This window comes from Actinoplanes sp. NPDC020271 (genome assembly GCF_044388125.1).
Classification (GTDB): Bacteria; Actinomycetota; Actinomycetes; order Mycobacteriales; family Micromonosporaceae; genus Actinoplanes.
Genome location: NZ_JBIRWQ010000015.1, coordinates 144297 through 168129 on the forward strand (window position 1 = coordinate 144297; position 23833 = coordinate 168129).

Annotated in this window: 19 protein-coding genes; 6 read left to right on the forward strand and 13 right to left on the reverse strand. The window is 71.5% G+C overall.

Features of this window, described 5'->3' with window-relative positions:
* Positions 1-243 precede the first annotated feature (243 nt).
* Together ACH442_RS29575 and ACH442_RS29580 are read right to left on the reverse strand one after the other, a co-directional pair.
* Positions 244-1734 (reverse strand): arabinofuranosidase catalytic domain-containing protein, encoded by a 1491-nt coding sequence (locus ACH442_RS29575; RefSeq protein ID WP_396341380.1) that lies wholly within the window; start codon positions 1732-1734, stop codon positions 244-246.
* A 382-nt stretch (positions 1735-2116) separates the two neighbouring features.
* Entirely contained in the window at positions 2117-3025 is a 909-nt protein-coding gene (locus tag ACH442_RS29580; RefSeq protein ID WP_396341381.1) for an STM4015 family protein, read from the reverse strand.
* Positions 3026-3230: 205 nt separating this feature from the next.
* Here ACH442_RS29580 and ACH442_RS29585 point away from each other — a divergent pair, with 205 nt between their 5' ends.
* Complete coding sequence (locus ACH442_RS29585) at positions 3231-4154, forward strand: cutinase family protein (protein WP_396341383.1); 924 nt, start codon at positions 3231-3233, stop codon at positions 4152-4154.
* 276 nt (positions 4155-4430) lie between these two features.
* Here the strand turns inward: ACH442_RS29585 and ACH442_RS29590 are convergent, their stop codons facing one another.
* Both ACH442_RS29590 and ACH442_RS29595 read right to left on the reverse strand, forming a co-directional pair.
* Positions 4431-5048, reverse strand: a complete 618-nt coding sequence (locus ACH442_RS29590) for an NAD(P)-dependent oxidoreductase (protein ID WP_396341384.1) — start codon at positions 5046-5048, stop codon at positions 4431-4433.
* Positions 5045-5815, reverse strand: a complete 771-nt coding sequence (locus ACH442_RS29595; RefSeq protein WP_396341385.1) for an inositol monophosphatase family protein — start codon at positions 5813-5815, stop codon at positions 5045-5047. The genes ACH442_RS29590 and ACH442_RS29595 overlap by 4 nt, the downstream gene beginning before the upstream one ends.
* A gap of 66 nt (positions 5816-5881) precedes the next feature.
* Between ACH442_RS29595 and ACH442_RS29600 the strand changes: the two genes are divergently transcribed.
* Positions 5882-6787 carry a LysR family transcriptional regulator gene (locus ACH442_RS29600; RefSeq protein WP_396341386.1) on the forward strand — a complete coding sequence of 302 codons (906 nt, stop codon included), beginning with the start codon at positions 5882-5884 and terminating at the stop codon, positions 6785-6787.
* Positions 6788-6930: 143 nt separating this feature from the next.
* Here ACH442_RS29600 and ACH442_RS29605 read toward each other — a convergent pair whose 3' ends face one another.
* Positions 6931-8184, reverse strand: coding sequence for an SDR family NAD(P)-dependent oxidoreductase (locus ACH442_RS29605; RefSeq protein WP_396341387.1), 1254 nt, complete (start codon positions 8182-8184; stop codon positions 6931-6933).
* Here ACH442_RS29605 and ACH442_RS29610 point away from each other — a divergent pair.
* A complete protein-coding gene (locus ACH442_RS29610) occupies positions 8178-10652 on the forward strand; it encodes a discoidin domain-containing protein (RefSeq protein WP_396341388.1) in 2475 nt (824 codons plus the stop codon). The two genes, ACH442_RS29605 and ACH442_RS29610, sit on opposite strands and share 7 nt — an antisense overlap.
* 91 nt (positions 10653-10743) lie before the next feature.
* Here ACH442_RS29610 and ACH442_RS29615 read toward each other — a convergent pair whose 3' ends face one another.
* A complete protein-coding gene (locus ACH442_RS29615) occupies positions 10744-11100 on the reverse strand; it encodes a rhodanese-like domain-containing protein (protein WP_396341430.1) in 357 nt (118 codons plus the stop codon).
* A gap of 88 nt (positions 11101-11188) precedes the next feature.
* On the opposite strand from ACH442_RS29615, the gene ACH442_RS29620 reads away from it, so the two are divergent.
* Both ACH442_RS29620 and ACH442_RS29625 read left to right on the forward strand, forming a co-directional pair.
* A complete protein-coding gene (locus ACH442_RS29620; RefSeq protein WP_396341389.1) occupies positions 11189-12229 on the forward strand; it encodes a zinc-dependent alcohol dehydrogenase family protein in 1041 nt (346 codons plus the stop codon).
* An 83-nt stretch (positions 12230-12312) separates the two neighbouring features.
* A complete protein-coding gene (locus ACH442_RS29625; protein WP_396341390.1) occupies positions 12313-15570 on the forward strand; it encodes a TIM-barrel domain-containing protein in 3258 nt (1085 codons plus the stop codon).
* Here ACH442_RS29625 and ACH442_RS29630 read toward each other — a convergent pair.
* Positions 15561-16145, reverse strand: a complete 585-nt coding sequence (locus tag ACH442_RS29630) for a TetR/AcrR family transcriptional regulator (RefSeq protein WP_396341391.1) — start codon at positions 16143-16145, stop codon at positions 15561-15563. The two genes, ACH442_RS29625 and ACH442_RS29630, sit on opposite strands and share 10 nt — an antisense overlap.
* 84 nt (positions 16146-16229) lie before the next feature.
* Between ACH442_RS29630 and ACH442_RS29635 the strand changes: the two genes are divergently transcribed.
* Positions 16230-17678 carry an MFS transporter gene (locus tag ACH442_RS29635; protein WP_396341392.1) on the forward strand — a complete coding sequence of 483 codons (1449 nt, stop codon included), beginning with the start codon at positions 16230-16232 and terminating at the stop codon, positions 17676-17678.
* 336 nt (positions 17679-18014) lie between these two features.
* On the opposite strand, the gene ACH442_RS29640 is transcribed toward ACH442_RS29635, so the two are convergent.
* From ACH442_RS29640 to ACH442_RS29665, 6 genes are read right to left on the reverse strand one after another with little or no spacing between them, the layout of a single operon-like run.
* Positions 18015-18278, reverse strand: a complete 264-nt coding sequence (locus ACH442_RS29640) for a GlsB/YeaQ/YmgE family stress response membrane protein (protein WP_396341393.1) — start codon at positions 18276-18278, stop codon at positions 18015-18017.
* 59 nt (positions 18279-18337) lie between these two features.
* Positions 18338-19207: a TolB family protein gene (locus ACH442_RS29645; RefSeq protein WP_396341394.1), complete on the reverse strand. Its 870-nt coding sequence runs from the start codon at positions 19205-19207 to the stop codon at positions 18338-18340.
* A 20-nt stretch (positions 19208-19227) separates the two neighbouring features.
* Complete coding sequence (locus ACH442_RS29650; RefSeq protein ID WP_396341395.1) at positions 19228-20532, reverse strand: lysine N(6)-hydroxylase/L-ornithine N(5)-oxygenase family protein; 1305 nt, start codon at positions 20530-20532, stop codon at positions 19228-19230.
* A 4-nt stretch (positions 20533-20536) separates the two neighbouring features.
* Positions 20537-22048 carry a (2,3-dihydroxybenzoyl)adenylate synthase gene (locus ACH442_RS29655; RefSeq protein WP_396341396.1) on the reverse strand — a complete coding sequence of 504 codons (1512 nt, stop codon included), beginning with the start codon at positions 22046-22048 and terminating at the stop codon, positions 20537-20539.
* A complete protein-coding gene (locus ACH442_RS29660) occupies positions 22038-23213 on the reverse strand; it encodes an isochorismate synthase (RefSeq protein WP_396341397.1) in 1176 nt (391 codons plus the stop codon). Before ACH442_RS29660 ends, ACH442_RS29655 begins: the two co-directional genes overlap by 11 nt.
* Positions 23210-23764 (reverse strand): cation:proton antiporter, encoded by a 555-nt coding sequence (locus ACH442_RS29665; protein ID WP_396341398.1) that lies wholly within the window; start codon positions 23762-23764, stop codon positions 23210-23212. The genes ACH442_RS29660 and ACH442_RS29665 overlap by 4 nt, the downstream gene beginning before the upstream one ends.
* Positions 23765-23833 lie beyond the last annotated feature (69 nt).

Below are 23833 nucleotides of genomic sequence, written 5' to 3' on the forward strand. Positions count from 1 at the left end.
CGGCTGTTCCGGATCGCGTTGCGAGCACGCGTGCGGGGCCGCCGAACCCGGCAGCCCCGCACGTCGCCACCGAACCCGGCGACCCTGCTTCGTCGCCACCGAACCCGGCAGCCCCGCTCGTCGCCACCGAACCCGGCAGCCCCGCTCGTCGCCACCGAACCCGGCAGCCCCGCACGTCGCCACCGAACCCGGCGACCCTGCTTCGTCGCCGGGTCCGGCAGCTCGGTCCGTCGTGCGCCGGTGTTACGGCGCGATGGTCCAGAGCTGGCACGGGTTGTTCAGCCACATCCAGAGGCGGGCCGGTGTGCCGTTGGCGGTGCCGCAGTCCTGGTCGTCGAGGACCATGCCACTGTTCTCGACGACGAGTTCGTACTTCCCGTTGCCGGCCGGGATGACCGCCCACTGCTGGCACGTGTTGCCCAGCGACTGCCACAGGTTGACCGCCGTGCCCAGCGCCAGCCCGCAGTTCACCGCGTCGAGGACCTTCCCGGCGTTGACGTTGGTCAGCGTCCACTTGTTCGCGCCGACGCTGGTGAACTTCCACTGCTGGCAGGTGTTGCCGAGCGCCTGCCACTGGTCGATCGCGGTGCCGTTGGCGGTTCCGCAGTTGACCGCGTCGAGCACCTTGCCGCTCTGCACGTTGGTCAGCCGGTAGGTGGTGCCGCTGACCGGGAACGTGACGCTCTTGCTGTAGCCGACCGAGACGATGTTCGCCTGGACCGAGTTCTCCGTCGCGTCGGACGGGTAGCCGCTGGTCATGACGCCCTCGAAGAACGAGCCGACCGAGCCGTTGCTGTTGTCGCCGCCGATGCCCAGGATGATCGCGCCCTGCTTGGTCATCGGCATGTAGCCCGACTGCGTCGGCAGCGACCCGTTGTACCGTGTGGCCAGGCCGCCGGACTGCGCATTCCCGTCCTTGATCGCGTACGTCGTCGTGCCGTTGTTCTTCAGCACGGCGGTGACGAAGGCGCTGTTGCGGCCGGTGTTGGCGGTGTTCGAGCCGTTGCCGCCGGCGAACAGGCCGTTCTCCAGGTCGGCGGCGACCCGCGGACCGGTGGCGCAGGGCGAGAACCAGCACAGGTTGCCGAAGTAGATGGCGTCCATGTCACCGTTGCCGGTGTCGTTGTTGTTCGTCTCGGCGTTGCCGTAGTCGAAGCAGCAGCGGTCGTTGACGTGCGTGCCCTCGGTGACCATGTACATGCCCTCGGGCCGGCTGCCGGTGGCGATCCCGCTGGTCGCGTTGTTCCGGTATCCGTTGCCGGCCGAGATGTAGACGCCGTAGACCTTGTGGCCGCCGGCCGTGACCGGCAGCGCCGCCGCGTTGGCGCCCTGGTCGGCGGTGGGGTTGGCGCCGCCGCCGGGAGCGATCGTCAGGTCGTTGTGCTTCGACGTCTGGTCGTAGATCTTCACGATCGTGCAGTAGGTGCCGGAGCAGAACGAGTCCTGCGCGGCGGCGTTCGCATACCCACCGGCGGCGAGCGTGCCGATGTTGCTGGTGGCCCCGTCGGACCAGCGCTTGACCTGGTAGAGCGAGCCACTGTAGGCGCCGAACAGGGCCCGGGTGGTGCTGTGCGCGGCGACGCAGGGCGTGCCGCCGCCGGCATAGATGTCACAGGGCAGGGTGGCCGCGGCGTTCGCGGCGCCGGCGCCGGCGACCAGGGCCGCCGCGACGACGACCGCGGACGCGCCGGCCGCGAGAAGGGCGCGCCATCGGGCACGCAGGGAGAGCGACATGGGGGAACCTTTCGCGTGCGTGTGGGGCGGTGGCCGCGGTGGACGGCGAACGCCTGGGGATCCACAGATGTGAAAGTTAACATCGATTTTCGTGGCTGTTCCGGCATTGTCAATAGGCAGCTTTGTGAACGCTAACGTGAGGTCGGAGCCGCCCACGGCGATCGAAGCTCATCCTTCCGGACCGCCGGTGTCAGCCCGGTGTCGTCGGCTGACACCGGGCTGACACCGGCCTCGGCGTAGCTTCGGGCCCATGAATCGCCGAGTGCTCCTCGACCGAACGCCCGGACCGAGCTCGTCGCGAAGTGGCGACCGGCCGGGACACTGCTCATCGCGAACACAGCGGGCAGCGCCTCCAGGCCACGGGATCCGGTGCCCGGCGGTGTCACTCCGACACCGCCGTGTAGCGACCCCACTCCTCCTCGGCCTGCTCGTCCCCGAGATGGAGGGTCACCCCCGGCAGCTCGTCGGTCAGGCGCTGCACGAGTTCCGGCGACATGAAGTGATGACTGAGGTCGAGAGTTTCCAGGTGCGTCAGCGGCTGACCGGCCAGCAGCGACTCGGCACCACGATCACCGAGCGTGCCCATCGACAGGTCGAGGACCCGGAGCCGGGCGACGACGGGCGACGCGGCCAGCGCCGCGGCGAGGTCGTCGGCGATCTCGGCGTTGCGCAGGCCGAGCCACGTGAGCGCGGGCAGCGACCGGCCGGCAAGGATCAGCGCCAGGTCGGCGACGGTGGTGTCCCCGCCGTAACGCGCGACGCCCAGCCACAGTTCCAGTTCCTCCAGCGCGGGCAGGTCACATGCGCCGATCGCCCGGACCACCGAGGCCGGGAGCCTGCCGGACTGGAACACCAGCTCACGGAGCTTCTCGTGCCGGACCGGGATCAGCCGCAGCCCCTCGGAGCCGCGCACCCAGAGACGCTCCAGGCCGGGGAAGGCGGCCAGGAGCGGGGTGATGTCGCCGTGCCGGATCCAGGAGATCTCGCACTCCTCGCTGGACATCTCACCGATGAACAACGCGCGGAGGTCGACGAGCCGGTAGGCGTTGGCGGCCAGCACGTCCACCGGGAACGGGTCGTGATGAGCGGCGCCCCAGTCCCGGACGATCAGCGCGACCGGGCCGCCCGGGCCGGTCCGATCCATCAGCTCTTCGACGAGGTCCGGAAAGTGCTCGGTCGCGTAGTAGTTGGTGATTCGCCAGGCGACGGTCCGCGGGTCGCTGTCGGTGCCGACGTCGGAATCCACCACCGGCAATCCTGCGAACGTGTCCACCGCGTCGTCGATGCTCATCAGCCTCCTCGGCCGGACTCCGGTCCGCCAGATCTCATAGGCGTCGATGTATCCGCAGGTCACGGTCACTCGATCGAGAAAGGGTTCAACCTTTTCGGCCGAGGGACCGTATCTCCGGGCAGGTATTTGCACAGCAAGTGCAAACAGACCGAGAGGGGTATCGATGTCTCCCAGGAGGTCCAGCAACCGTAGTGGCCCGCGATCGATGCGCAAGCGCGTCGCGCTGGGCGGCGCCGTGGCGGCCGTGACCGTCGGCGCGCTGCTCGTGGTCCAGAACAGCTTCGCCGCGACCATCCCCGGGCTGGGCGCATCCCGCCAGAGCGCCCAGACCGGGACGGGCGCGACCACCGGCTCCGGCGCCAGCACCGGATCCGGGTCCGGGTCCGGTACTGCAGCCAGGTCCGGCACCGCAGCCGGGTCCGGCACCGCGGCACGCAACGGGTTCGGCGCGGCCGGCAGCGGGCTCCGGTTCTCCGGGCTCGGCGGCAGCACCCGCGCCGCCACCACCGGCGACCAGGCCGGGAATTGCCCGGACGCGCACATCGTCGTCACCCGGGCCTCGACCGAGGCCCCCGGCACCGGCATCATCGGCTCGCTGGCGACCGGCGTCACCCGGGCCAGCAAGCAGAAGATCACGGTCGAGGCGACGGACTACCCGGCGCTGCTCAACCCGTACCCGCCGAGCGTCGCGGCCGGCACCAAGGCCCTGACCAAGCAACTCACCGACGAGGTCACGAACTGCCCGGACACCAAGATCGTGGTGATGGGCTACTCGCAGGGCGCGCACGTGATCGGTGACGTCCTCGCGGGCACCGGGCGCGTCGCCGGGTTCACGCAGAGCGCGGCGATCTCTGCCGACGTGTCCGACAAGGTGGTCGCGGTGGTGCTGATGGGCGACCCGCGGTTCGTCCCGGGCAAGTCGTTCAACGCCGGCACCTCCCGCACGCGCGGCCTGTTCCCCCGCGGGAACGACGCCTCGCTGGACGCCTTCGCGGCCCGCACCCAGTCCTTCTGCGACACCGGTGACACGTTCTGCGCCAGCGGGGCGAGCGTCGCGGTGCACCTGAGCTACACGCGGAAGTACAACAGCGTCGCCCAGGACTTCATCCTCTCCAAGATCGGCGGCTGACGTGAACCCGGTGCGGCGCTCAGACAACGGGGCGCCGCACCGGGCGCGGCGCGAGCCCAAAGGCGCCGGCGCGAGCTCAAAAGCGCTGGCCCGAGCCCGACGGCGGCCGGCGCGAGCCCGACGGCGGCCGGCACGAGCCCGAAGGCGGCCGGCACGAGCCCAAAAGCGCCGACCCGAGCCCAAAAGCGCTGGCCCGGGCCGAAAGACTCCGGCCGCAGAGCTCGCCGAAGAAATGCCGGTCGGGGCGCTCGCGGAGACCACGCGGCGCACCCCGCCTCACCGCTCCAGCGGAAGAGCAACCCTACCCGCGTACGCCGGATCCTCCGCCTCGTCGAGCATCGCGGCCGCCACCGTCGCACGGCTGACCATGGCCGGGAACAGGCGTTTCGGCGCATCGGCCAGTCCAGCGGTCCGGCGGGTGGCACTCAGCGGCCCGTTCGACAGCGGCCCGGCGTGGAACACGGTCCCGTCCGCCTCCATCACCATCGCGTCCGCGGCCACCTTGTCGGCGAGCTGATCACCGAGCATCCTCAGCAGCGTGCGGGTCACCGGCCCGGCGACCCGGGCGGAGGGCCCGGTCCCGAACGCGCCGAGCCACACCACTCGCGGCACCCCGGCCAGCGCCCGGGCCCCGGCGACCAGCGCCCCCGGCTTGTCCCCGCGGGCGATGCCGAGCCCCGAGACCACCACGTCACGCCCGGTCAGAGCCGCGGCAATGCCGTCCGGGTCGCGCACGTCAGCGGCCACCCGGGTGAGCAACGGAGAGTCGAATTCGGACAACCTTTCCGGCGTACGAGCAATCGCCACCACCGCGTGCCCCCGCCCGAGGGCCTGCCGGATCAGTTCGCGGCCCGTGGCGCCGGACGCGCCCAGCACGGTGATCTCCACGGTCACCGCACCGCCCGCAGCACGTCGAGCCCAGCCCCGTGCACCCCCGGCGCCGCCGCCAGGTACCCGTCGCTGGTGACATCCCACGGCTTGCCGTCGAGATCGGTCACGATCCCGCCCGCTTCCCGCACGAGCAGCACCGGCGCGATGTGCGACCGCAGGTTCTCGAACTGCCAGTGCAGGTCCATCCGCCCGGCTGCCACCTGCGCGAGCTGCTGCCCGACGGGCACCGACGCCCGTACGTACAAGGCTTTTTGCATCATCGCGGTGACAGCGGCGCCCACCCGTCCGGCATGCTCCTGATCGTGGCGTGGCTGGGCCTGACCAGTTCCGGTCAGCGCCAGCCCCAGTTCGGTCTTCGACGACACCCGGATCGGTGCGCCGCCGAGCGCGGCGCCCTCGCCGCCGACCGCGGTGAACATCTCGTCCGCCACCGGCGCGTACAGCACGGCCAGCACCGGCGAGCCGTCGCGCACCAGGCTGACGCCGATGTTCCAGTCCGGCATGCCCTGCACCGCGTTCAGGTTGCCGCCGACCGGGTCGACGACCCACCACTCCCCGGCCGGCATCGGCCCGGACCCGTGCTCGTCGGACGTCCACCGCGAACCCGGCAGCGCCCCGGTCAGCGCCGGTCGCAGCGAGGCGGAGACGGCGTCGTCGTTCGCGGCGAGCGCCGCGAGGAGCTCGGCCCGCGTCACCGGCGTGCTCGCGGGCCGCCTGACCAGGGTCGCAGCCTCGCGTACCGCTTCTGTCACCACACTCAGCAAGTTCATGGATCAAGCATCGATCCGGGGCACTGTTAAGTCCAGTGCAATGTCGTTACCCTAGGATTTACCGTCATGCAATTGGATTTGAACCTGCTGACGGTGCTCGACGCGCTCCTCGAGGAGGGCAGCGTGGCCGGGGCGGCACAGCGGTTGCGGCTCTCCTCGCCCGCGATCAGTCGCAGCCTCGGCCGCCTGCGCCGGCTTACCGGCGACGACATCCTGGTGCGGACCGGGCGGGGCATGACCCCGACGCCGTACGCCGTAGCAGTCCGCGAGAGGGTGGGTGACCTGCTGCGTCAGGCGCAGGACGTGCTCGCCCCGAGCCGGGAGCTGGACCTCGCCGGGCTCGATCGCGTGTTCACCCTGCAGTGCCACGACATGCTGGCCACCGCGCTCGCCCCGCCGCTGCTGGCCGCCGTGGCCGCGCAGGCACCGGGCGTCCGGCTGCGGTTCCTGCCGGAGGCGGCCGTGGACACCGACGAGCTGCGGCACGGCCGGGTCGACCTGGAGATCGGGGCCGCCGTTCCCGCGCTGCCGGAGATCCGGCACGAGACCGTCGGGCACGATCAGTTCGTCGTGGTGATGCGCCGGGATCACCCGTACGCGCAGGGGCTTGATCTTGCGGAGTTCGCGGCGCAGCCCCAGGTGCGGATCTCGCGGCGCGGGCGGCTGACCGATCCCGTCGATGCGATTCTGGAGGCTCACGGGTTGCGGCGGCGGGTGCTCGCCTCCGTCGGGACCGCGGCCGTCGCGGTGGCCGTCCTCGCCGGCAGCGACTCCGTGCTGGTCGCGCCGGACCTGACCAGCCGGCCGTTGAAGACCGCGTTCGGCCTGGTCAGCGTGGCATTGCCGCTCGCGATGGAGGGCACGCCGATCGTCTGCGGGTGGCATCAGCGCTACGAGACCGACCCGGCGCACGCCTGGTTGCGCGACCAGGTGCGCGCCGCGGTCACCGCGGTTCTGGCGCCGCCGTCATGATTGCCCGGCGCGCGGGTATGTGCCGGGGCCCTGCTCCTCGGTGACGGCGACGGCAGGGTCAGGCGACGGCGACGGCAGGGTCAGCGACGGCGACGGCAGGGTCAGCGACGGCGACGGCAGGGTCAGCGACGGCGACGGCGGGGTCAGCGACGGCGACGGCCTCCTCGGACGGACTCGGCGCTCGGCGGGGGCGGAGCGAAGACGTTTCCCGGATGCGGGGCGACTTTCTCCCGGGACAGACCGGCAAGCCTCATCAACGGGCCGACCAGGAAGTCGTACAGCGGCGGAGTGGCCAGAAAACCGAACAGGATGAGCTTGTTGGCGGCGCCGACCGTCACCGTTCCCCGCGGCCGGCGAGCACACCGGACGATCGCGGCGGCCACCTTCTCCGCGCGGTCGATCGGTGGTGGCGGCCGCCCGATCCGCCCCGCGAAGTTCGCCGCGTTGCGATAGATCGGCGTATCCACGGCCCCCGGCGAGACCAGGCACACGTGAATCGCCGGAGCGTCACGGGTCTCCAGCCGCAACGCCCGGACGAGCGCCCGCAGCCCCCATTTGCTGGTGACATACGAACTCGTGTAGGGCGTCACCACCGTCCCCAGCAGCGACCCACCGAAGATCAGCACCCCACGTCCCCGTTTCGGTCCCTGACGCCGGAAGCGCTTCAACGCCACCCGAGCCACGGTGGCCGCACCGAGCAGGTCAGTGGCCACGACCTGGTCGAACACCTCAGCGGGTACGTCCTCGAACCGCCCGTACGCCATCACCGCCGCGGTATGCACCCACACGTCGATGCGGTCCCCGGCCGCAGCAGCCACCGCCTCCACGGTCTCCGGCGCGGTCACGTCCGCAACCACCACGGTCACCCCGCCCGCATTTTCACCCTGAGCCCGGGCCCCGCCCTCGACCCGCGATCCAGCCGGTCCCCCGGCCTTGACGCCTGCCCCTGCCTCGGCCCGTCCCTGTGCCGCGGCTTGCGCCGCGTTCCCCGTCGCTGCTTCTGCCCTCGCGTGAGCTTCTGCCCTGAGTGCCCGGCACTCGGCGGCAACTTGCTCCAACGCCGGCGCCGAGCGGGAGGAAAGCACCAATCGTGCCCCCGCCCGCGCGAAAGCGAGCGCCGCCGCTCGCCCGACCCCGCTGGATGCCCCGGTGATCACCACGGTTTCCACGGCCTGGGAGGTACCCCGACCACGCCGCCCCAACCGAACCTGCCCCGGCCAGTCGAAGAAAAGCCGAACCTGCCCCGGCCAGTCGAAGAAAAGCACTGCCGCCGTCGACCCGAGAACACCACGGCCGGCCCCCGGCGCTGACCCCGATCCCGGGTCACCCCAGCGCGCTCCATCGACGATCTTTGCTGTTACGGTCGGGGCCGCGAAAGGGAGGGGGACCTTTGACATCTCGCATTCGACTGTGGACGGCCGCAAGCGCCGCCGTCTGCGTCGTTCCAGCCCTGGCCGTGGTGACGACACCCGGCGCCGCGCAGGCCGCCTGCACGGCACCGATCACGATCCCGACCAGCGGGGTCGCGCCGCGCGCCGACCAGACGACGGTGGTGACCGGCAACACCGGCACCGTGTCGGATCCGGCGGACACCGGCATCGCCTGGTCGCCGCGCGCGTTCGGCGCCGACGTCGTGAGCGCCGACGGCAGTCTGTCGAAGCAGATCACGGTCGCTTACACGCGGACCACGGACGTGTCGAACGCGCCTGATCCCACCGACGGCGGGGCCCGCGTGTCGTCGGATTCGGGGGCTACGTTCAGCGCGGCGCCGTCGTCGGTGCCGGCGTGGAAGCTGGGCGAGGTCGGCCAGTTGCTCGACGGCCGGCTGCTCGGCGGGCAGTTCATCATCAACGGCGCGCTGGACCGGACGACGGTGCCGGGCCAGGTCACCATGCCACTGGTGCTGTCGATCTCGGCCGACAAGGGCAGGAACTGGTCGTCGGTGAGCGCTCAGACGGTGTTCACCGACGCGCAGATCCCGTCGAACCAGCCGAATCCGAACGTGAACTCGATCCGTGGCGTGCGCATGGCCGGCCGCCCGATCCAGATGACCAACGGCGCGATCGTGCTGCCGGTCTATTTCGCGATGGCGCTGACCGCGACCACGAACATCACGTTCGCCGCGGTGCTGACGGCCAAGCCCGGTTTCACCGCTGACGGCGCGGTGAACACGGCGACGCCGTGGCAGTTCACGATGCGTCCGGTGACGTCGAACCCGACGACGAGTTTCAACGAGACCGCGGTGATCGAGCGGCAGGACGGTGCTCTGCTCGCGGTGACCCGCCGGGAGACCAGCCCGGCGACCTTGTCGTACCGGGTTTCCACCGACATCGGTGCCACCTGGAGCGCGAGCACCAGCGTCGCCTTCGCCGATCAGGCCGGTTGTGCGGTCACCGGGGTGTATCCGCAGCTGGCGATGCTGCCGACCGGTCAGCTGGTGCTGGGCAGCGGCCGCCCGGACAACTGGCTGGCGATCTCCACCGACGCGTCGGGTACGAGCTGGACGCAGGAGCAGCAGACGTACTGGAACGCCCCGACGAACGGCGGCCAGTGGTGGTACGGCTCGTCCGGTTACACCGCGCTGGTGCCGACCGGTGGGAGCCGGCTGCTGCAGTTCGCCGACAACTGTCAGGCGCCGAACGGCAGCGGTGTCAACGGCTGCGCGTCGAATCTGAACTTCGAGAAAGGCCGGGCCTACAAGATCGTGGACCGGCAGGTGGCGGTCCTGCCCCCGGGGACCGGCAAGATCGACCTGCTCGGGAAGATCAAGCACGGTACGGTCACGGTGAGCACCGACCTGACCGGGGTGCCGCCGGCCGGGGCGGTCACGCCGCCGACGCCGTACGGCAGCGCCCCGTCTGCGGCCGACGCCACCAGCACGCCGTACTGGTCGAGCGCGCAGGGTGCGATCGACGGGAGTACCGCGTTCTGGTCGGGTGCGCTGTCGAGCCGCGGTGACGGCACCGGCACGTACCAGCTGAAGCTCGACCGGTCCTATCACCTGACCAGAATCGGTCTGGCGCTGCTCCCCGGAGCGGCGGCGAAGGCGCAGCTGGAGGTGTCGGCCGACGGCGTCACCTGGACCCCGGCCGGTCCCGGCACGATCTCCACGACCGGTGACCGCGCCCTGCGCTACTACCCGCTCGACGCGACCGCCGGCTACCTGCGCATCCGCACCGAGGCGGCCAGCTGCGCCGCGGTCGGCGGCCCGGCGCAGTGCAGCATGATCAACGAGCTGGAGCTGTACTCGACGGTCAACTCGTTCGAGAACGAGTTCGCGATCCCGCGTGGCCTGTCCAACCTGGCCTGCACCCGGATGACGTCGGTCTGGGCCAACGGGGACCCGGGGCACGACAGCGGCAACGCGGTCCGGCTGATCGACGGCGGCAACGCCACCTACTGCGACGGCGAGACCACGATCGGCCGGTTCACCTATCCCGGCCCGGGGGTCAGCCAGCCGGCCGCGTCGGCGCGCACGCTGCAGGCCGGCGTCTACCCGGTGTCGATCACCAACGGCCTGTTGTTCGACGTCAACGGCGTGCGCAGTGACGGCACCACCGGCCCGGTCTACCACCTGGCCATCGTCAACGGTCAGCGCTGGGCCGCCTACACCACGGCCGGCGGCTGGTCCGGCCTGGGCGGCGCCGTCGTCCCGCTCTCGGCGTGGACGACGTTCCAGGTGGTGGCGTCGACGACCGGGGCCACGCTCTACACCGTGGACGCGTCCGGGCAGCGCACGCTGATCGGCTCGATCCCGGAGACCGACGGCGTCGGCGTCACCTCGATCACCGGCTACACCTTCTCCAGCGGCAGCACCGCCGGCGTCGGTGACCAGGCAGTCTTCGACGACATCAGTTTCGACTGACGGCCAAGGATCAAAAGCCTCATCGGGTACGGCCACAGCGGCGCCCCGCGAGTGTCGAACCACTCCCGGGGCGCCGCTCCACGTCGCATTCTCATTCGCGTACGTCGGCCGGCCCGCCCGTGACCGGCAACCCCGCCGCCACCCAGGCCTCCACGCCGCCGACCAGGTCCGTCGCCCGGTCCAGTCCGAGCGCCCGCAGGCTCGCGGCGGCCAGGCTGGACGAGTAACCCTGCCGGCACACGACGACGACCTGCACGTCGTAGCCGCTCGCCTCGGGGATCCGGCTCGCCGAGGCGGGGTCGAGCCGCCACTCCAGCACGGTCCGGTCGATCACGATCGCGCCCGGGAGGTCGCCCTGCCGAGCCCGCTGCCGGTCCGTGCGGGTGTCGATCAGCAGCGCGCCGCCGGTCACCGCCGCCCACGTCTCGTGCGGGTCGAGTCGCCGCATCCCGGCCCGGGCCTGTTCGAGCAGCGCTTCCACGCCGCCGGTCACCGTCGTCACCAGTCGATCATGCCGCGTTTGGCAGGATGGTGCCGTGCGAGCCGTGGTGATCGATGCCGTCCGTGCCCAGCCCGAGGTCCGGGAGGTGCCGGAGCCGGTCGCGCCGCCCGGCGGCGTGGTGGTGCGGGTGATGGCGACCGGGTTGTGCCGTAGCGACTGGCACGGCTGGGCCGGCCACGACGACGACATCGTGTTCCCGCACGTGCCCGGGCACGAGCTGGCTGGGGTGGTGGCCGAGGTCGGCGCCGGGGTGCAGGACTGGAGGATCGGCGACCGGGTGACCGTGCCGTTCGTGTGCGCGTGCGGCCGGTGCGAGTGGTGCCGGGCCGGCAACGGGCAGGTCTGCCCCGACCAGCAGCAGCCCGGCTTCACCCACTGGGGTTCGTTCGCCGGACTGGTCGCTCTGCACGCCGCCGACACCAACCTGGTCGCGCTGCCCGAGCCGGTGGACTTCGCGACCGCGGCGAGTCTCGGGTGCCGGTTCGCCACCGCGTTCCGAGCCCTGGCCGGCCGGGCCCGCGTCACCGAGGGCGAGTGGGTGACGGTCGTCGGCGCCGGCGGCGTGGGCCTGAGCGCCGTCATGATCGCCCGCGCGCTCGGTGCCCGGGTGATCGCCGTCGACCGGAATCCGCAGGCCCTGGCGGTCGCGTCCGCGGTCGGCGCCGAGCACGTGGTGCCGGCCGGCAACGGTGACGTCCCGGCCGCGGTGACCGAGCTGACCGGCGGCGGCAGCCACGTCGCCGTCGACGCGGTCGGCAGCGAGCAGACCTGCGCCGACGCGATCCTGAGCCTGCGCCGGCGGGGCCGCCACGTCCAGGTCGGGCTGTTGCCGCCAGTCGACGGGCACCCGCGCGTGCCGATGGCCCGGGTGATCGGCTGGGAGCTGGACGTGCTGGGCAGCCACGGGATGGCGGCGGCGGACTACCCGGCCATGATGGCCCTGATCGCGGACGGGTTGCTGGAGCCGCAGCGCCTGATCGAACGTACCGTCGGACTGGCCGAGGCAGCGACGCTGCTCCCCGCGTTCGACCGGGCGACGGTCGCCGGGATGACCATGATCGACCCCGCCCGCTGACGGACCGGAACCGCCCGGCCGAACAGACGATATCGACGCAGCGCTATTGACACCGCAGCGTGACGCGGCAAACGCTGGGCGTCATGCCGAGCCGCGAATTTCGTACCGCGAGGGTGGCCGCGTTCCTCGCGTTGCTGCTGACGCTGATCACGCTTCCGGGGACAGCGCTGGCCGCGCAGACCCCTCTGGACGTACGAGGTGAGACCGTGCTCGCCGGTGGCCTGCGGGTCCAGGTCCTGAGCCCGACGCTGTTGCGCCTGGAGTACGCGGCCGACCGGAAGTTCGAGGACCGGGCGACGTTCAACGCCGTCGACCGCTCCCCCGCCCGCACCTGGTTCCGGGCGACCGCCACGCGCGGTGAGCTGCGGGTGCGCACGAGCGCGGTGACCCTGCACTATCGGCTGGACAGCGGCCCGGTCACCGCCGCCACCACGACGCTCGACCTCACGGTGGCCGGCCGTCGCGTCAGCGTGCATCCGGAGTTCGGCGGCCCGGCCACGGAACCGCTCGGTGGGTGGTACCGCGGCCTGGACTACTACGCCGGGCAGGCCGGGCCGGTCGACCAGCTGGCCCTGCACCCCGGGCTGCTCGACAAGCGCGGCTGGTACCTGCTCGACGACACCGCGACGGCGGTGCGCACCGCGGACGGCTGGATCGCCGCACGGCCCGCGCACACCGGCGCCTACCAGGACGGATACCTCTTCGGGTACGGCCACGACTACCCGCGCGCGCTGGCCGACCTGCGTACGCTGACCGGGCCGTCGGTGCTGCCGCCGGAGTGGACGTTCGGCACGTGGTTCTCCAAGTACCAGGCGTACAGCACCGCCGACTACGAGAACTCGCTGCTGCCGGCGTTCAAGAGCAACCGGGTGCCGCTCGACTCGCTGGTCGTGGACACCGACTGGAAGGCGCCGAACCAGTGGGCCGGGTGGAACTGGAACAGCAGTCTCTTCCCCGACCCGGCCACGTTCCTCGCGCACCTCAGGTCGGAGGGCGTCAACACGACGCTGAACGTGCACGCGGCGATCAGCGGCGACGACCCCCGGTTCGCGCAGGCGCAGGCCACCGCCAAGGGCAAGCTGCAGCCGGCCGCCAGCAGTTTCGCGCCGAACCCCTACCGGTTCGACTGGGGTGACGCCGACCAGGCCGCCGCGTTCACGCAGTTGCACCAGCAGTTCGAGGACCAGGGCGTACGGCAGTGGTGGCTCGACTACTGCTGCGACGACAGCACCGTGACCACGGCCGGGGTCACGCCCGACAGCTGGGTGAACGAGCTGTACCGGCGGGACGGGGAGGCGCGCGGGCTGCGGGGGTTCTCGCTCGCGCGCATCGGGGCGGCTTTCCCGGCGTACGGGCAGATCGGCTCTTCCGGTCCTTGGGGCGAGCACCGGAGCACCGTGCATTTCACCGGTGACACCGAGGCGACGTTCGCGACGCTGGCGTTCGCCGCGGCGATGACGCCGGCCGAGGGCGCGAGCATCGGGCAGTCCTATGTCAGTCACGACATCGGCAGTTTCGCCGGGAAGCACCTCAGCGACGATCTTTACCTTCGCTGGGTGCAGCTCGGTGCTTTCCAACCGGTCCTGCGGCTGCACTCCGACCACGGCGATCGGCTGCCGTGGGAGTACGACGACGTGGTCGGCAAGCCCGCCGCGGATTTTCTTCGCCTCCGTGAGTCGCTGGTGCCCTACCTGTACACGGCGGCCCGGCAGAACTACGACACCGGCCTGCCGATGGCGCGGGCGCTGTACCTGAGCTGGCCGGAGCAGGGCGAGGCCTACCAGCACGACACCGAGTACATGCTGGGCGACTCGTTGCTGGTCGCCCCGGTGACGACGCCGGGGCTGAGCACCACGGCGGCGGTCTGGTTCCCGCCCGGCACCTGGACGGATTTCTTCACCGGCGAGACGTTCCGCGGACCGGCGACCCGGACGGTCGGGGCGACGCCGGATCACATGCCGGTCTACGTGCGGGCCGGTGGGGTCCTCGCGCAGCGGGCCGGTGACGTGAACGTTTCCGGTCAGGCCAAGGATCAGCTGACGCTGACCGCCTACCCGCACGCTTCGGGCGCGACCACCGTCTACGAGGACTCGGGGGACGGGCTCGGGTATCGCAGCGGGCAGTCCGCGCGCATTCCGGTCCAGTTCACCGGCAACCGGCTGACCGTCGGACCGGTCGAGGGCTCCTATCCGGGAGCGCCGGCGACGCGCCGATACACCGTGGCGTTCGCCGGGGTGTCCCGTCCGCACCACGTCACGGTCGGCGGGCAGGCGGCACCGTTCACCTACGACGCCGCGAAACACCTGCTCACCGTGGTGGTGCCGGCCACGCCGTCGGGACGTCCGGTCACGGTCGGGCACGACGGGACGGCGCTGACCATCGGGCAGCGGCCCGCCGTGGACGCGAGCTTCGTCGCGCCCGACGGGCTGCAGTCCGGGGCGACCAGCACGCTCGTGTCCACCGTGACCAACCGCGGGCCGGGAACGATCACCCAGGTCACGGCCGCGGTCGACGCCCCCGCCGGGTGGGTGGTCACGGCGCGCACGCCGACGACGAGAGCCGCTCTTGCTCCCGGGAAGACCTTCACGATCACGTACGACGCGACGCCCGCCGGCGCCTCGCCCCGGACGCAGCCGGTGACGGTGCGGTTCGGGTACCGCAATCCGGACGGCACCACGGCGTCGGCCCCGGCCGGACTGACCGTGCCACTGAAACCGGTCGACGTGACGTTCCGGGTCCTCGCCCCGCCGGGCACGCCACCGGACGCGACACTCTACGTGCCCGGGAGCATCGCGCAGCTCGGGCCGTGGGACCCGGGCAAGCAGCCCATGACGTACCGCGGAAATGGTCTCTGGGAAGCGACGGTGTCGATCCTGGACGGGACGGATCTGCAGTACAAATACACCCGGGGCACGTGGGACACGGTCGAGGAGTGGGGCTCGATCACCGGCACCAACAACCGCGGCGTCACCGTCGACGGCGGCATCACGCACACGATGCTGGTCGACGACACGGCCACCACCGGGCCGGACATCCATCGGGCGATCGAGTTCTGGCGCGATCCGCTGGTGGTGACCACGGCGGCGACGGCGAACGCGGTCACGGTGACGTTCGAGCGCGACATCCAGCCGACCGGCGCCGACTACAGCGGATCGGTCGTGGTGAACGGCGTCTCCGGCACGGTCGCCGAGACGACGCCGGGCACGCTCGTCTGGACACCGGCCAGTCCGCTGGCCGCCGGCACCTACACGGCGACGGTGTCGCAGGTGACCAGCGCGGTCTCCGACGGGGTGCCGATCCAGAAGCCCTACACGTTCACGTTCACCGTCGGTCAGGCGTAGACGAGACGCTCGATGGCCTGGGCGAGGTCGGCGACGGCCTCCTCCAGGTCCGCGTCGGTCGCAGCGGCCAGCTGCTCGTAACGGGCATCCCGGATGGCGGAGATCATCTCGGCCAGCCGGTGGGCCGGCAGCGTGGTGGTCGCCGAACCCTGCTCCTGGTCGCGGTGGATCTTGTCGGCGGCCCGCTGGTCGTAGCGCGCCTTCACCCGGCCGGTGAACTCGCGCAGCTCCCCCGTGGTCGGCGCGCAGGCCAGGATGCCGGCGTGCTCGCGCCACAGCCGCGCCGACGCCCGGAGTTGCTCGCGCAGCAGCTCCGGGGACGGGCCGGTGCTGTCGAACCAGACGTGCGAGTCGCCGAGCTCGTCCCAGAACCGGCTCATCAGCGCGGTCAGCACGGCATCCTTCGTGCGGAAGTAGAAGTAGAAGCCGGTCCGGGACAGCCCGGCCACCCGGGCCAGGTCGTCGATGGTGACCGCGTCGTACGGCTTCTCGGCGAACAACCCCCGCGCCGCCTCCAAGATCGCGGCCTCGCGCAGATCACCCTTCGAAGGCCCGTTGCGCCTGGTCTGCCCCATGATCCCCAACCTTACCGGTGTGATACTCGACGCTTGACGGAAAAAATCGACGGTACGTCAACTTTCGTGTCTAGCATGTCGCAGGTGACACGCCCCGTACGTCCGGCTCTGCTGCTCCTCGCAGCCGCCGCCGGCAGCTTCCTGCTCTCCCTGATCCAGTCCGTGCCGGTGCCGGTCCTGCCGCAGATCGCGCAGCAGCTCGGCGTCGACGCCACCACCGTCGGGTGGGTGACCACCGCGACCCTGCTCGCCGCCTCGGCCTGCACCCCGCTGCTCGGCCGGCTCGGGCACGTGCTCGGCATCAAGCCCGTCTTCGTCGCCACCCTCGCCGTCACCCTGCTCGGCAGCATCCTGGCCGCGACCGTGCACGACATCGGCTGGCTCATCGCCGCCCGGATCCTGCAGGGCACCAGCTTCGGCCTGTTCCCGCTCGGCATCAGCCTGCTGCGCCATGAGCTGCCGGCCGCCAAGCTCACCAACAGCATGGCGGTGGTCGCCTCCACGCTCGGCGTCGGCGGCGGTGTCGCGCTGGTCGCGGCCGGACTGCTCACCCAGCACGACGCCGACTACCGCCGGGTGTTCTGGCTGTGCGTGGCCGTCAGCGCGATCGCTCTGGCGCTGTCGCTGACCCTGCCCCGGCGCGCCGGCGCCGGCGGCAAGGTCGACCTGATCGGCGCGGTGGTGCTCTCCGTCGGCCTGGTCAGCCTGCTGCTGCCCATCTCGCAGGGACACACCTGGGGCTGGACCTCGACCCGCGTGATCGCGCTCTTCGCCGCCGCCGTGCTCATCCTGGTCGGCTTCCTGCTGCTGGAACGCCGGATGGCCGCGCCGCTCGTCTCGGTCCAGCTGCTCAGCCACCGGCCGATCCTGGTCACCAACCTGGCGGCGATGGCGGTCGGCTTCGCGATGTTCGCGCTGCAGCTCGCCACCAGCTACTTCGTGCAGAGCCCGCGGGCGTTCACCGGCTTCGGCTTCACCGCCACGGTCCTGCAGACCAGCGTGATCTACCTGCTGCCGGGCGCGGCGGCCAGCATCGTCGTCGGCCCGATCGCCGGCCGGCTCGTCGGCCGCATCGGCCCGCGCCCGGTGCTCGCCCTGGCCTGCGGCATCGCCGCGCTCGCCACCGCGTCGCTGGCGTTCCTGCACGACAGCAAGGGCGCGGTGATCGCCGGGTTCGTGGTCGCGAGCTGCGCGATCGCCATGGCCTACGCGTCGATGCCGGCCCTGCTGGTCCAGCACGTCGACCCGCACGACACCGGCATCGCCAACTCGATCAACTCAATCATGCGCACGATCGGCGGGACCATCGGCAGCGCCCTGGTCATCACGATTCTCGCCGGTCAGACCCACCGGGTGGGAACGATCGAGCTGCCGACCGAGAACGCCTACAAGATCAGCTACGTCCTGGGCGCGGTCATCTTCGCGGTCGGCGGCGCGCTGGTCCTCCTCTTCATCGACCGCACCCGGTCCACCACGCCGTCACCGGCCTCGGAGTCCCCCGCCGAAGCCCTGCGCCAGCCCGCCCGAGCCTGACCCCGACAGCACCCGACCATCAGCAGCGCCGCCCCGGCAGCGCCCCCGGACCGGACCGCCCCGACCCGGCGGCGCTCCGGTCCGGCGGCCCTACGGTCCAGCGGCGCTCCGGCCCTCCGGCTCGGCGGCGCCTCGACCCGGCGCGCTTCTACTCGGAGCGCTTTTCCTCGAAGGGCACTTCTCGAAGCGCGTCGAAACTCGACGCGAGGCCCGCTCCGGCCCGGGCCGCCGGGCGGCGCCGGATCAGCGTCGGGCTCGGCGCCGGATCAGCGTCGGGCTCGGCGCCGGGTCAGCGACGGGCCCGGGCGCCGGATCAGCGTCGGGCTCGGCGCCGGATCAGCGACGGGCTCGGGCGCCGGCGGCGAGGGCCACGCCGAGGGCGGCGAGGCCGATCTGGAGGATCAGCTCGATCCAGTCGATGCCGTCGGTGTCGTCGACGCCGATGGCCGCGGCGATGAACGTGCCGATCAGGGCCGCGACCACGCCGATGAGGATGGTCAGCCAGATCGGGATGCGCTGTTTGCCGGGGACGACCAGCCGGCCGAGCGCGCCGATGATCAGGCCGATGACGATCGCGGTGAAGATGCCGGTGATTTCCACGTTGCGACTCCCCGGTGAAAGACCGATGTCGAGCCGATTCTCTCCGGCCGCGCTCCGATCTACGCCACCGTTTCGAACGGATAGTCGACATAGGCGAAACGGCGCGAATCGGGAGCCCAGCTGTTGACGTTGATCGTCCCCTGGCCGCCGGCCGGCGCCACCACGGTCCGCGCCGCCTGCCAGTCACCACCGGTGACGAGCCGCAGCTCGACGGGCAGATCGGCCGGATGTCCCTGGGTGCCGGGCGGATAGCTGAGGTAGACGGCGAGCTGCCCGTCCGGCGAGAAGTGCGGGAACCAGTTGACCCGCTCGTCGAAGGTCAGCTGCTCCAGGCTCGAGCCGTCCGGACGGATCCGGGCAATCTGCGCCGAGGAGGTGAAGCGCTCCGTGTTGAAGTAGATCCACGAGCCGTCCGGCGTGTACTCCGGCCCGTCGTCGGGGCCGCCGGGGAACGTCAGCCGGGTCGACGTCCCGCCCCCGGCCCCGATCGTCCACAGGTTCCCGGTGTCCCACCGCTGTTCTTCGATCCCGACGTAGGCGAGCGTCGCTCCGTCCGGGCTCACCCCGTGCAGGAAGTGCATCCGGTCCTCGTGCGTCACCCGCCGTGCCACTCCACCGTGCAGCGACGCCTCGTAGAGGTGCCCGTCGTCCGCGGACACGAAGATCGTGTCACCGGGGCCGAGCACGTGGTCGTTGTTGAGCCCGGGCACCCCGTCGATCGGGATCCGGACCGGCACCGCGCCCGGCTGGACGGGCAGCCGCCACAGCAGCCCGTCCCCGTTGACGATCAGGTCACCGTCCGCGGACCAGTTCGGCGCCTCGAACAGCACGGACGAGCTGGTGTGCACCGGCGTCGAGACATCGGTGCTCACGTCGTACGTCCAAATCCTGCATTTCTGACGCTCGGCGAGCGTGCGCGCGGATGCCATCGGCCGAGCCTACGTCCGGGTCAGCGGTCGCCGATCATGGCCAGTGGACGCAGCGCCGGGACCGCGGCGAGGGAGGCGACGATCTCACCGGAGCGGACCGCCACCGCCGACAGCAGCGTCGACGTGATCCCGTGGGCGTGTTCGGTCCCGCCCTGCAGATAGATGCCCGCCCGCAGATCAGGGTCGGTCACCACGCGGTAGTCCCGCTCGACCCGCAGCAGGTTCTGGTCGTCGCGTTCGCAGTGCGCGCCGGCGGTGCCGAGCAGCCGCGTGACGTCGACCGGCCGGTACCCGGTGGCGTAGACGATCGCGTCGGCCTCGAGCGGCGTCCGCTCGCCGGTCGGCAGGTGCTCGACGATCGCGGTGACCCCGTCGGGTCGCGCCTGCACGCCGGTGACCTGTGAGGCGTTGAGCATGCGGAGCCGTTCGCGGCCGAGCACCTTCTCCCGGTACGCCCGGCGGTACAGATCTTCGATGAGGTCCCGGTCGACGACGGAGTAGTTGGTGCTGCGGTGGTAGTCGAACAGCATCCGCTTCACGTCGTCGGGCGCGTCGAAGTACAGGTCCACGGCGCCCGGGTCGAAGATCCCGTTGACGAAGTTGCTGTCGTCGGCGGGGCTGTAGCCATAACGGAAGAAGACCGAGCACACCTCGGCGCTCGGGTACCGCTCGTGCAGGAACGACACCGACTCGGCGGCGCTCTGCCCGGCCCCGACGACGATGAAACGCCGTGGCTCGGCGACGTCGAACGAGGCCGCCCGGTGCAGGATGTCCAGGTTGTGCCAGACCCGTTCGGCGGGCTCGACGCCGGGTGGAAGGCTCGACTCGAGGCCGACGGCAACCGAGACATTGCGCGTACGGAACGTCCGCGCGCCCGCCGTCACGTCGAGAAGAGTCCCGTCCTCGACCGGCACCACGTCGGTCACCGCATGGCCGTAGTGCACGTGGTCCTTCATCCGCCCGGCAGCCCACCGCAGGTAGTCGTGGAACTCCACACGCAGCGGATACATGCTCTTGTAGTTGATGAAGTCGGCGAGCCGCCCGTGCGCGTGCAGGTACGACACGAAGCTGAAGTCGCTTGCCGGGTTCCGCATGGTGACGAGGTCCTTGAGGAACGACACCTGCATGGTGGCGTCCTCGAACAGCATGCCCCGGTGCCAGCCGAACTCGTCCTGCTTCTCGAGGAAGACCGCGCGCAGCCGCTCGCCGGGCGCGCAGCGGCTGTTGTGCTCGCCGACCGCGATGGCCAGGGCCAGGTTGGAGGGCCCGAAACCGATGCCGACCAGGTCGTACACGTCGTTGTCCTGCATGTTGGTGGCCTCCATGGGTTCAGCTCGCGGTGGCACGCAACGCCGCGCGCAGTGCACGCCGGCTGACCTTGCCGACGCCGGTGACGGGGAACGCGTCGAGCACCCGGATCCGGTCCGGGATCTTGTAGGCGGCCAGGCCGCGCTCGCGCAGGTAGGTGCGTACCTCGGACAGCTTCGGGGCGGGCGTCCCGTCGCGGGCGACGACGAACGCGCAGGTGCGTTCGCCGAGGTAGGGGTCGGGCACCGCGACGACCGCGACGTCGTGCACGGCCGGGTGGGTGAGCAGGTGGTTCTCGACCTCCTCGGCGGCGATCTTCTCGCCACCGCGGTTGATCTGGTCCTTGGCCCGGCCCTCGACGACCAGGTAGCCGTCGGGCCGGCGTCGCACCAGGTCACCGGTGCGGTAAAAACCTTCACCGGTGAACGCGGCCCGGTTGTGTTCCTCCGCGTTCCAATAACCGCGGATGGTGTACGGCCCCCGGGTCAGCAGATGCCCGACCGTCCCGTCCGGCACGGGCTGGTCGTCGTCGTCGACGATCAGCACCTCGTCGTCGGGAGAGATCGGCCGGCCCTGCGTGTGCAGCACCACGTCGTCCGGGTCGTCCAGTCGCGTGTAGTTGACCAGGCCCTCCGCCATCCCGAAGACCTGCTGCAACTGACAGCCCAGCACCGGCCGCACCCGTCCGGCGACGGCGTCGGCGAGTTTGGCCCCGCCGACCTGCAGCACCTCCAGGCTGGACAGGTCACCGGCCAGGCTTGCACCGTCGAGCCACAGGTGGGCCAGCGGCGGGACGACCGCGGTGATCGTGACCCGTTCTCGCTCGATCAGCGGGAACACGGTCGCCGGGTCGGGCCGCGGGGCGAGCACCACCCGGCCACCGGCGTGGAAGACGCCGAGGACCCCGGGCGACGACATGGTGAAGTTGTGCGCGACCGGCAGCACGGCCAGGTAGACGCTGTCCGGGGTGAGACCGCAGATGCCGGCGCTCTCCCGGACGCTGTAGAGGTAGTCGTCGTGGGTGCGCGGGATCAGTTTCGGCAGTCCGGTGCTGCCCCCGGACAGTTGCAGAAAAGCAACGTCGGACGACTCCGGGCCGGGCGGCAGGCCGGACGGGTCGCCGTCCACCGCGGCCAGCTCACCGATCAGGATCACGCGGGCGTCGCCCGCCGCCGAGGCAAGATCAGCGTGCTCGGTGACGAAGGCCACCGCCGACGTGTGCGCGCAGAAGTAACCGATCTCCGAGCTGCGGTGCGCCGGGAGGGCGAACACCGGCAGCGCCCCGAGCCGGAACAGCGCGAAGATCACCTCGAAGTACTCGGTGACGTTCGGCAGTTGGACGACGACACGGTCCCCGCGCCGTACCCCGCGACGGTGCAGACCGGCGGCGAGCCGCAGCGACCGGTCCCGGAGCTGCCGATAGCTGAGCCCGCCCACGGCGATCCGATCCGAGTCGGACAGCAGCTCGAAGAGGGTCTGGCCGGTCCAGTAGCCCAGCTTCCGGTACCGCTCGGCGAAGTCGTCAGGCCACATCGGCGTTCTCCACTCCCAGCGCACCGAGCAGCGTGCCCAGCTTGGCCGTCGTCTCGGCAAGTTCCGCCCCCGGATCGGAGTCGGCCACGACCCCCGCCCCCGCATAGATGTCGATCCCGGTCGGCCCCGCGGTGGCGCAGCGAATGGTGACCGCCCACTCCCCGTCCCCGGCCGCGTCCACCCACCCGACCATCCCGGTGTAGAACCCCCGGTCGAACGCCTCCAGCCGCCCGATCGCCTCCCGCGCGGCCGGAGTCGGTGTCCCGCACACGGCCGGCGTCGGATGCAGTGCGGTCGCCAGTTCCAGCGCCGACACCGCCGGGTCGGCGATCTCCCCGCTGATGACCGTCGACAGATGCCACATGGTGGCGGTCGCGACCAGCGACGGCTCCGCCGGCACGCCCAGCGAGCTGCAGTAACGCCGCAGCACCCCCGCCACCTGCTCGCTGACGAACGCGTGCTCGTGCCGGTCCTTGGCCGACGCCAGCAGCGTCGCGGCCCGGCGGCGGTCCTCCACCGGATCGGCGCTGCGCGCCGCGGACCCGGCCAGGGGGTTGGCGGTGACGGTGCGCCCGTGCCGCGCGACGAGCAGTTCCGGGCTCGCCCCGAACAGCGTCCGCCCGGCCCCGAGGTCGACGGCGAACGTGTAACCACCCGGGTCCCGCCCGGCCAGCGCCCGCACCACGGGCGCCGGATCAAAACCGGACACCTCGGCGTGCAGCGAACGTGCGAGCACCACCTTCGTGTACCGCCCGTCGCGGATCTCGGTGACCGCCCGCGCCACCGCGTCGCGGTACCCGTCCGGCGACGGCACCGGGTGCAGCGCGCCCAGGCCGAACGGCGACGGCCGGCCCGGAGTCGCTACCGGCGCGCTGCCCCGGCGCAGGCGTTGCGGAACGATGAGGCGGGCGTCGGCTCCCGGCGCGAACGGGACGGCCCCGACCACGGCCTGGACCTCGTGCCCGGCCGCTTCGGCCACCCCGAGGACGGCGTCGACCCGGCGGGGCAGGTCGGCGTGCCCGTCGGCCCGCCCGGACGGCGGCACCGCGAAGTAGACGCCCTCGGCGAGCAGCGTGCCCCGGGGCGAGGCGAACAGCGAGGATACCCCTGGCCGGTATCCGGCGAGGAGTGCGGCGCCGGTGGTGGCGGTGGAGACGACGGTCATCGGGCACCTCCGGCGAGTACGAGTTCCCGCTGCGCCTCGTCCGGCGTCTGTTCCAGCCGGGACATGGCCAGTCGCAGGATCGGCGGCCCCGTCACCGCGGTCACCACCGCGATCAGCACGACCACCGGGTACGTCGCGATGGTCAGCACGGCGGGTACCAGGAATCCGGCGCCGATGCCGAGCGCGAGCGGCAGCAGCGGGCCGGACAGGCTGACCCGGAGTCCGGTTGCGCCGCGTCGGCGCAGCAGCCGCCCGTCGAGCTGGATGCCGGTCACGCCGACCAGCAGCAGCACGCCGAACTGCCCGACCGCGTCGATCAGGTGGATCGGTTCCGCGTCGGCCGGCAGTACGAAGGAGAGCAGTCCGGGGGTGAGCGTGCCCAGCAGCGACGGGCCCAGGATCACACCGGTCAGCAACTCACCGACGAGCGCGGGCAGGCCGAGTCGTTCGGCGAGCCGCCCGAGCGCGAACGCGACGCCCAGGAGCAGGGACGCCTGCAGGAGAAAGACCAGCACCACGTGCGGGTCGAGGCCGGGCAGGGCCGTGCTCATGGCGCCATCTCCGCTTCGCTGCGGCGTCGCCATGAGTTGTCGGCTGAAGGCGATGATTCGTTCGCAAGT